The sequence below is a fragment of the Rhodococcus sp. UFZ-B548 genome (genome assembly GCF_903819475.1).
GTDB classification, from domain to species: domain Bacteria; phylum Actinomycetota; class Actinomycetes; order Mycobacteriales; family Mycobacteriaceae; genus Rhodococcus_F; species Rhodococcus_F erythropolis.
The window spans coordinates 235,976-244,468 of sequence record NZ_CAIJDS010000004.1; the positions used below are offsets into that span (position 1 = coordinate 235,976).

General features: G+C 61.6%; 9 protein-coding genes. 5 read left to right on the forward strand and 4 right to left on the reverse strand.

Annotated features, from left to right (window positions below):
• Positions 1-67 precede the first annotated feature (67 nt).
• Entirely contained in the window at positions 68-559 is a 492-nt protein-coding gene (locus tag H7C86_RS07110; protein WP_003941181.1) for an inorganic diphosphatase, read from the forward strand.
• Positions 560-684: 125 nt separating this feature from the next.
• Here H7C86_RS07110 and H7C86_RS07115 read toward each other — a convergent pair whose 3' ends face one another.
• The 3 genes from H7C86_RS07115 to H7C86_RS07125 all read right to left on the reverse strand — a co-directional run bounded on the left by H7C86_RS07115 (position 685) and on the right by H7C86_RS07125 (position 3,431).
• Positions 685-1,515, reverse strand: a complete 831-nt coding sequence (locus H7C86_RS07115) for a crotonase/enoyl-CoA hydratase family protein (RefSeq protein WP_021333819.1) — start codon at positions 1,513-1,515, stop codon at positions 685-687.
• A 46-nt stretch (positions 1,516-1,561) separates the two neighbouring features.
• Positions 1,562-1,768 carry a hypothetical protein gene (locus H7C86_RS07120; protein ID WP_124568973.1) on the reverse strand — a complete coding sequence of 69 codons (207 nt, stop codon included), beginning with the start codon at positions 1,766-1,768 and terminating at the stop codon, positions 1,562-1,564.
• Positions 1,769-1,901: 133 nt separating this feature from the next.
• Complete coding sequence (locus tag H7C86_RS07125) at positions 1,902-3,431, reverse strand: LCP family protein (protein WP_259349054.1); 1,530 nt, start codon at positions 3,429-3,431, stop codon at positions 1,902-1,904.
• A gap of 122 nt (positions 3,432-3,553) precedes the next feature.
• Between H7C86_RS07125 and H7C86_RS07130 the strand changes: the two genes are divergently transcribed.
• The 3 genes from H7C86_RS07130 (at position 3,554) to H7C86_RS07140 (ending at position 6,991) form a co-directional block, all read left to right on the forward strand.
• Complete coding sequence (locus tag H7C86_RS07130; protein WP_020968335.1) at positions 3,554-4,372, forward strand: polysaccharide deacetylase family protein; 819 nt, start codon at positions 3,554-3,556, stop codon at positions 4,370-4,372.
• 4 nt (positions 4,373-4,376) lie between these two features.
• Positions 4,377-6,356 (forward strand): amino acid permease, encoded by a 1,980-nt coding sequence (locus H7C86_RS07135; RefSeq protein ID WP_020968334.1) that lies wholly within the window; start codon positions 4,377-4,379, stop codon positions 6,354-6,356.
• A gap of 257 nt (positions 6,357-6,613) precedes the next feature.
• Complete coding sequence (locus H7C86_RS07140) at positions 6,614-6,991, forward strand: ASCH domain-containing protein (RefSeq protein ID WP_182261305.1); 378 nt, start codon at positions 6,614-6,616, stop codon at positions 6,989-6,991.
• Between the two features lie 180 nt (positions 6,992-7,171).
• Here H7C86_RS07140 and H7C86_RS07145 read toward each other — a convergent pair whose 3' ends face one another.
• Positions 7,172-7,312, reverse strand: coding sequence for a hypothetical protein (locus tag H7C86_RS07145; protein WP_154606704.1), 141 nt, complete (start codon positions 7,310-7,312; stop codon positions 7,172-7,174).
• Positions 7,313-7,930: 618 nt separating this feature from the next.
• On the opposite strand from H7C86_RS07145, the gene H7C86_RS07150 reads away from it, so the two are divergent.
• Positions 7,931-8,413, forward strand: coding sequence for a hypothetical protein (locus tag H7C86_RS07150; RefSeq protein ID WP_182261306.1), 483 nt, complete (start codon positions 7,931-7,933; stop codon positions 8,411-8,413).
• The last annotated feature ends 80 nt before the right edge of the window (positions 8,414-8,493 follow it).

Consider the following 8,493-nt stretch of genomic DNA (forward strand, 5'->3'; position numbering starts at 1 on the left):
GGCAACCTTATCCTTGACCCGATATCCTTCCGACGAATCATTACCGACACGACAGCGAGGAATCGGCGTGGAGTTCGACGTCACCATCGAGATCCCCAAGGGTCAGCGCAACAAGTACGAGGTCGACCACGTAACCGGTCGCGTCAAACTCGATCGCTACCTCTACACAGCTTTCGGCTACCCGGCCGACTACGGCTTCATCGAAAACACCCTGGGTGAGGACGGCGATCCGCTCGACGCCATGGTCCTGCTCCCCGAGTCGGTCTTCCCCGGCGTCATCGTCGAGGCTCGCGCAGTCGCGATGTTCAAGATGGTCGACGAGGCCGGCGGAGACGACAAGGTCCTCTGCGTTCCGGCCGGTGACCCCCGCTGGGATCACATCCAGGATCTGGGTGACATCTCACAGTTCGAGCTCGATGCGATCAAGCACTTCTTCGTCCACTACAAGGACCTCGAGCCGAACAAGCACGTCGAGGCAGCCAACTGGGTCGGCCGCGCCGAGGCAGAGGCCGAGATCGAGGCTTCGATCAAGCGTCTCGCTGCCAACGGCGGTCACTGAGCTCGAGTTCTCAGGCCTTACGAAAATCCCCGCACATCGGAAGATGTGCGGGGATTTTTGTGCTGTTTTTACTCGCCCTTGCAGTTCCTACTCACCCTTGCAGTTCCTACTCACCCTTGCAGTTCCTACTCACCCTGGAAGACTGGCGGGCGCTTCTGGAAGACGGCGGTGATGGCCTCGGTCAGATCCTGCGAAGGCAGGAACGCCGCGTTCCAGGCTGCGACGTAGCGAAGGCTGTCGTTCACGCTCGCGCTGCGGGTGTGATCGAGCACGTCCTTGATCCCGTGGACCACGAGCGGCGGATTGAGCGCAATCTCCTTGGCGGTCGCGCGCGCCGCTGCCAGTACCGCGTCGGCATCTTCGAAAACGTCGTTGACGAGGCCGATCTTCTCGGCGCGCGCTGCGTCGATGTCCTTGCCGGTCAGAGCCAATTCACGCAGGTGTCCGTCACCGATGATCGCGGGCAGACGCGCGAGGCTGCCCATGTCTGCGACGATCGCGACCTTGACCTCGCGGATGCTGAACTTGGCATCGGCACTTGCGTAGCGGATGTCCGCCGCCGTGATGAGGTCGACGCCGCCGCCGATGCACCAGCCCTGAACAGCTGCGACGACGGGCTTGCGGCAGTCTGCGACGGCATTGATGCCCGACTGCATGCGCTTGATCATGTCGTGGAATTTGGTGCGCGGACCTGCCTGAGCCTTGTCCGCGAGGACGGCACCGAATTCACCGCTCATCGCCGGCAGGTCCAGTCCGAACGAGAAGTGCTTGCCGGAACCGGCGATGACGATTGCACGCACCTCGGGATCGGCGTCGAGGTCGGCGAAGATTTCGGGGAGTTCATTCCAGAAATCCGGCCCCATCGCGTTGCCCTTGCTCGGCCCGATCAGCGTCACCTGGGCGATGTTGTCTTCGCGCTCGACGGTGAACGCATTCCAGCTCTTCTGTTCAGTCATTACTCAAGAGTAACTAAAGGTCGGGCTCAGCCGAAGACCGCTGCCTTCATCCGAAGATTCCTGCCTCGTCAAGTACCAGTACGACGAGGGTGACGGCCATCAGGGCGAACATGATGAGCATCGCCATCCTGGCCGCCCGCTCACTGGTCGGTGGGAAAACGCGCTGCGCCGGATGCTCGGCCACGTACTCGGACAAGGACATGGTCCTGGCACGTGAGCGTGTCGGATTCTGTACCGCTGCTGTTGTAGCCATGTCGGTGATCCTTTCAACTACGCAATCTCAGTCAGGTACCCCAAAGGTGAAGTACCCGACTGAGTTCGACTTCTCCAATGTAGACCCGCAGATCGAAGAAGTCAGCGTGAGTTTCGTGCGAATTACCTGAGAGTTAGTCCACACAGGGGATGCCGCCATTCGCGTCGGCTCGGATGGGTGATCCCTGCGCTCCCGTATCGGGAACTGTGCCGGCGGATACCGAGGAGTCCGACTGCGCCGGAGCGGCCGAGAACACGGTCTGCGCATTGTCCTCACCGATCAGTACAGACACTGATTCGGCCGCTGCCTGCTCGTTCGGCACTGCGGCCACGCCCAACTGCTCGGCCAGCGCCTCTGCGACGACTTTGGCGCCGACTCCATAGCTGACCACCGACTTTGCCGTCGCAGCTGCGGTGCTCACCTCTCCGACTTCGACTCCCGACGCTTTCATCGCCGCTGCCAACGCGGCGCCCAACCCGTCCGTCGCGGTTCCGTTGCGGATGTCCACAACTTCGTTCCCGGTCGAGATCGCGGTGTCCATCGCAGGTGCAGATGCCGAGTCACCTCCCGCGAAGATCCGCGACACTTCACTACGCAGACGCGCCGGATCGACCATGTTGACGTCCTGGCCGTCGACGGTCTCGTATCCCTCGATGGGCAGGGTGTAGAAGTCGATGTTCCCACCCGCGAGAGCGCTTGCCTGAGAAGCGAATCGGACGGGATCCATGGCGGAATCGATCACCACGTCCTTCTTCACCACGTCGGCCAGTGCCGTCATCTTCGGAATGTTTCCGATGACGCCGGAGCTCTTCAAGTTGGCGATCACCGCGCTGATGAAAGCCTGCTGCCGGTGGGTGCGATCCAAGTCCCCGTTGTCCAGGCCGTGGCGTTGACGGACAAACGAAAGTGCCTGTGACGCATCGAGAGTCTGAACCCCCGCCGGGAAGTTGGCGCCCGAGAAGTCATCCTGCACCGGATTGTTGAGGCACACCTGAACAGTGCCGATAGCCGAGACGACGTCATAGAAGCCCATCAGGTTCACTTCGGCAAAGTGATCGATCGGAACCTTGAGCAGATTCTGCACGGTGGTCAGTGTCGACCGCCGACCGACTTCACGCGCTTGTTGTTCTCGTGCAGCAGGATCCGTCACACCGTCCGCTACGAGTTTGGCGTCCGCATCAGCCTTCGCCATTCCGTAGGCTTCCTTGATCTTGGCCATTCCATAGCCGCGTACCGCGACGTAATCGTCGCGTGGAATTGCCACCGCACTGGCCTTGCCACCATCGCCCGGAACATGGAGCAGGATAAGCGTGTTCGTGTTGTACCCACCCACATCACTGTCCCCTGCGTGCAACTTGTCGGTGACGAACTCTGCCGGCAGGTCACTGCCGTCCATCGCCTTGCGACTGTCGAGCCCGATCAACAAGATGTTGGTATCCCCGTCGAGAGAACTTCCGGCGTCGTCACCGAGGGCGGAGAGCGCATCCGACCGGTACATCCCCGACGTCAGATCCGACTGCACATACCACCCGATTCCGACGCCCACCAGAATCGTCGTCGACAGGGACGCCGCCGCCAGCTTGCGCCCTACCGAGAGCGTCGACCGCTGCGGTTGACGCCTACGCCTGTGCCTGGTTGCCGAGTGTCGAGGTCGCGGTTCCACGGCCGACACGCTATCCACCGTTCCTGAGTAGAACCTGTCGATACCGGACACAGCTGGTCATTCGCTGAAAGAACGCTGAGAATGAAGTCCGAATTGGGCAAATCTGCTCTAGGCTCCGCCCTGTGGACCGCCGACGCTTCCTCAGTGCCCTCGCAGCAGCAACTCTGACCGGAACCGCCGCAGTGACCATGGGAACCGCTTGTTCGTCACGTTCCGTCGGGACGGCCGTCGCCGCAGCCGACGAGCCAGCAGACCCCGCCGCTGTTCCGAATCTCCCGCCTGCCTTGCTGCCGCCTCCACCGCCGTCTGCCCGGGTGCCGCTGCCCGCCGGCGGATCGTTGACCGCCCTGCCCGGCGGCGGGGATCTGTTGGCCCTGACGGTTGACGACGGAGCCAGCTCCGAAGTCGTGCGCCTCTACACACAGTTCGCAAAAGACACCGGCATCCGTTTGACGTACTTCGTCAACGGGCAATACAACTCGTGGACCGAAAACGCCGGACTTCTCAGACCTCTTGTCGAGAGCGGACAAATTCAGCTCGGCAATCACACCTACTCGCACCCGGATCTGACGTCAGTGTCGAAGCAGCAGATCGCCGACGAGCTGACGAAGAACGGCACGTTCCTGCGCAACACCTACGGCGTGGATGCGGCGCCGTACTTTCGGCCGCCGTATGGAAGGCACAACGCGACAGTCGATTCCGTGGCCGCGAGCGTCGGCTACACCGTACCCACCCTCTGGTACGGGTCGCTGTCGGATTCTTCGTTGATCACCGAGGAGTACATCCTGCAGATGGCGAACCAGTACTTCAATCCGGGGGCCATAGTGATCGGACACCTCAACTATCTGCCCGTGACCCACGTGTATCCGCAACTGGTGGACATCATCCGAAGCCGGAACCTGCGGACGGTCACGCTCAACGATGTCTATCTGAAGCCGTGACGCCGTGGTGACCGCAGCCGACAACGAGGTTCCGGCCGACAACAGGGCTCCGTCTGTGAAACAACGCACCGAGGCCTGGCTGCTCGCGGACATCACCGAGGAACCCGCCGGACATCTGGGGCCACACCGGATGGCGCCGAAGAAGGAGAAGCGCCACCCGTGGTGGAAGGTGATGTGCCTGACGGGTGTCGATTACTTCTCCACTCTCGGTTACCAACCCGGTATCGCGGCACTGGCGGCCGGCACGTTGGCTCCCATCGCGACAGTCGTGTTGATTCTGCTGACGCTGTTCGGTGCGCTCCCGGTCTACCGGCGAGTGGCTCGCGAGAGTCCGCATGGCGAGGGGTCGATCGCCATGCTCGAGAAGCTGCTGCCCAAGTGGCGCGGCAAGATCTTCGTTCTCGTGCTTCTCGGATTCGCGGCCACCGATTTCCTCATCACTATGACGCTCTCGGCTGCCGATGCCACGGCGCACCTCGTCGAGAATCCTTTTGCTCCAACCTTTCTCTCCGGACACACCGTCGCCGTCACCCTTGTTCTGCTCGCGCTCCTCGCTGCGGTATTCCTCCGCGGATTCACCGAAGCGATCGGTATCGCGGTCGGATTGGTCGCCGTCTACCTCGCCTTGAACGTGGTGGTCATCTCCGTAGGTTTGTGGCACATCGCGACCGCGCCGTCGTTGGTCACCGACTGGACGCGCGCCATGACCACCGAGCACGGAAACCCGGCGATGATGATCCTGATCGCGCTGATCGTCTTCCCGAAGTTGGCTCTCGGTCTGTCCGGCTTCGAAACCGGCGTCGCGGTCATGCCGCAGATCAAGGGCGATCCGCACGACACGGAACAGAATCCACGTGGCCGAATCAAAGGCGCACGGCGCCTGCTCACCACTGCGGCGCTGATCATGAGCGGATTCCTGCTGACGTCGAGCCTGGTCACCACCATCCTGATCCCAGAAAACGAGTTCCAACCCGGAGGCGCTGCCAACGGTCGCGCGCTTGCCTTCCTCGCGCACGACTATCTGGGTGAGATCTTCGGAACCGTCTACGATCTCAGCACGATCCTCATCCTTTGGTTTGCCGGTGCGTCGGCAATGGCAGGGTTGCTCAATCTTGTTCCGAGGTATCTCCCCCGCTACGGCATGGCGCCGTCGTGGGCCCGCGCCGTGCGTCCGCTGGTCCTCGTGTTCAGCGTCATCGCCATCACCGTCACGATCTACTTCGACGCCGGTGTCGACGCTCAGAGTTCCGCGTACGCAACCGGTGTCCTCGTGCTCATCTCGTCGGCGACCGTCGCCGTTGCCCTGTCCGCTCGCAAGCACGGTCAGCGAAAACTGTTCGTGGGGTTCAGTTTTGTTGCAGTTTTGTTCGTCTACACGACGATCGCGAACATCTTCGAACGTCCAGACGGTGTGAAAGTCGCATCGTTCTTCATCGCCGCGATCATGGTGGTGTCCTTCCTTTCCCGGATCTCGCGAGCCTTCGAACTACGGGCAACCTCCGTCGAATTCGACGAGACTGCACTGCAATTCATCGCCGAGGCAGCCGAGAAGGGTTACCTCGCGATGGTGGCGCACGACGTCGATCGTCTCGACGAGGACGAGTATCGGCAGAAGGAATCGCAGCAGCGCGCCGAAAGCAACATCCCGGAGGCGGAGTCGATCATCTTCATCGAGGTCAACGTCACGGACTCCTCCGAATTCAGCACCGACCTCCTCGTCCACGGACGACAGCGCGGTGAGCACCGGATCCTCTGGGTCGACAGCCCTGCCGTCCCCAACACCATTGCGGCGGTTCTCCTGCGGACGAGAGACATCACCGGCGTGATTCCCGACGTCTACTTCGAGTGGACCGAGGGAAACCCGATCATGTACCTGCTCCGCTTCCTGTTCATCGGTGAGGGCGAAACCGCTCCCGTGACCCGTGAGGTTCTCCGCCGAGCCGAACCCGACCAGTCCCGACGGCCACACGTCCACGTCGGTTGACGCCGCACTCCCACCGACCGCTCACGCGGGTACCGGTGCGCCGTTGCTCGCACAGCCGGCTTTGTTTATTGCTTCTGGCACAACCGACCTCGGCCACGAGGTTCGAGCATTCTGCGAGAACGCATCCGGTGAACATCTGCAGCCTCAGAAGTCGGCGAATATCAGTGACAAGCCATTGGGAGCAGGACGGGCTTACCGGGGCGGGGAGTCGTTGAACGCGATTCTTCGTTCGATCTATGGTCCGGAGGAGACACTCAGTGGACAATGCGAACATGACGACCGGTGCGCCTGCTCAAACCGTGCACTTTCATCAGAAGCATTACACGGCAGTGATTTCTGGCGCGAAAGTTTCCACCGTCCGCTGGCGCGAAGACATTCACAAAGGGCCGGCAATTTTCATCTTCGACAATCACCCGACCGCCCGCCCCCTTGCAGGACAGGTCACCGCTGTAGAAACGTACGATCTCGCTCATCTGTCGCCGCTAGCAGCTCGCCAGCCACCCGGCACCGACATGACGAATTTCGCAAGACAACTCCGGGTCAACTACTACCCCGAGATGCCTGAAGACGCTGTTGTTCAGGTGGTAGTCATAGCCACTGGTGACCGTGGGGATTCGTCACTACCCACGACGTAGTGTGACCGAACTCAGCCGTCGAAAACGTCTGTTGTATTTCCGTGTGCGTCGAGGTCTGCGCTGCCGGCGCCGACCCACTGACCGGAGTCAGTGTGGGTGCGGCTTTGAGAAGCCGATCAGGTCGTTGCGGCCCATTCTGGCTGGGTTGATCGGTCCAGGCGCTCTGGCACTCGTCCGAGGTCAGCGTTGTCGTGGATCCTCTGCGACAGGACCGCCTTCGTTTTCCCACCGATCCAGTGCGCGTTTTTCCTGCTTGGCGGCGGTGTCTTTGCGTGATCCGAGCGATTTTACGGACTTGAGTAGTTCTGTGAGTCGGCCCATGACCGGACCATACTCGACTTTCCGGCGATGCTGACCCAGGGTTGGACGTATCTCCATCGGAGATGCCATAGGAGACTTCGACGGCGTCGACAACCACGAAACCCTCCGCCCAGCCCTGCTTGCATGTGGTGATCGGCATCGGGGCGCCAGTGGATGTGAAACTTGGTGGTGTCGAGGTCGGCTAGTTTTCGCTCCGGAGCGCCCGGCTTGGGAGTCGGCCGAAACTCGACTGGCGTCGGGTTTTGTTGTGACGCTTAATTTTTCTCCAAATTGCCCACGTGTAGGTCTGTTCGGGCGTGGTGTCGTAGTGCTCGATCATGGCCTGCCAGCGCTGCGGAAAGGTCATCGCGGAGCCCAGCGAATTTCTCTTCGCGTGGACACCGCAGGTGGCCGGACCGCCGAGCAGGCGAATACAGTAGATGATCCAACTGACAACGGTTCCTGGTCTATGACTCGTCCGACAGACAGGTGCCCTGACCGAGCCCGTCCACGACCGCAGACGGCGACCCCATCGCGACGGGACGATGTGACGGAGATCGGGAATGACCGCGACATACAATCGCGGTCAGAGCGAAGCGCCAGGCCGAGATTCCGGCACCGAGGTGAGGGAGGGGCAGGATGTTCGGTTGGAAGAAGAAGCGCCACGATTCGAAGATGACGCTCGACGATGTGATGTCAAAGCTCCGGCCTGACCTGAGTCGGGAATCGCTCGGCGTCGGGCCCGACTTTCCTGGCGTCGCCCCGAACCCGCTCATGAGCAGTGATGCACGCAAGCGCAATGCGGAACTGCGGACGGGGGTGCTTGCGCTCGGCGTTCTCGTCGACTGGCGGGAGGTCAACAGCAATCCACGCGTGGTCCTGATGTTCGACGTGGAGACCTCCGACGGCATCTTGTTTCGCGGTATCGCAGACGAAGACCTCACGATCACCGAGCTGACACGACTCGCCCCGGGACAGACGTTGCCCGTGCGCTACCGGCCGGCCGTCATGGATCACTACGTCGCCCTTGCCAGGGACGCGGACCCCGTCCACGTGCAGCAGCTCTCCGACGAGATCGCGAGCCGCAAGCGGACCCCTGCCAGCCATGCGACAAACGCGTGAATTCAGCTACGGCTGGAAGAGATTCCGGACGAAGGAGAGGCTTTCGGGGAGCGCTGCCCGCATCGTCTCGATATGACCGG

Bases quoted from the DNA above. Each gene is read 5' to 3' on its own strand.
- H7C86_RS07115 (WP_021333819.1), bottom strand. From the start codon at position 1,515: ATGACTGAACAGAAGAGCTGGAATGCGTTCACCGTCGAGCGCGAAGAC.
- H7C86_RS07120 (WP_124568973.1), bottom strand. From the start codon at position 1,768: ATGGCTACAACAGCAGCGGTACAGAATCCGACACGCTCACGTGCCAGG.
- H7C86_RS07145 (WP_154606704.1), bottom strand. From the start codon at position 7,312: ATGGGCCGACTCACAGAACTACTCAAGTCCGTAAAATCGCTCGGATCA.
- H7C86_RS07150 (WP_182261306.1), top strand. From the start codon at position 7,931: ATGTTCGGTTGGAAGAAGAAGCGCCACGATTCGAAGATGACGCTCGAC.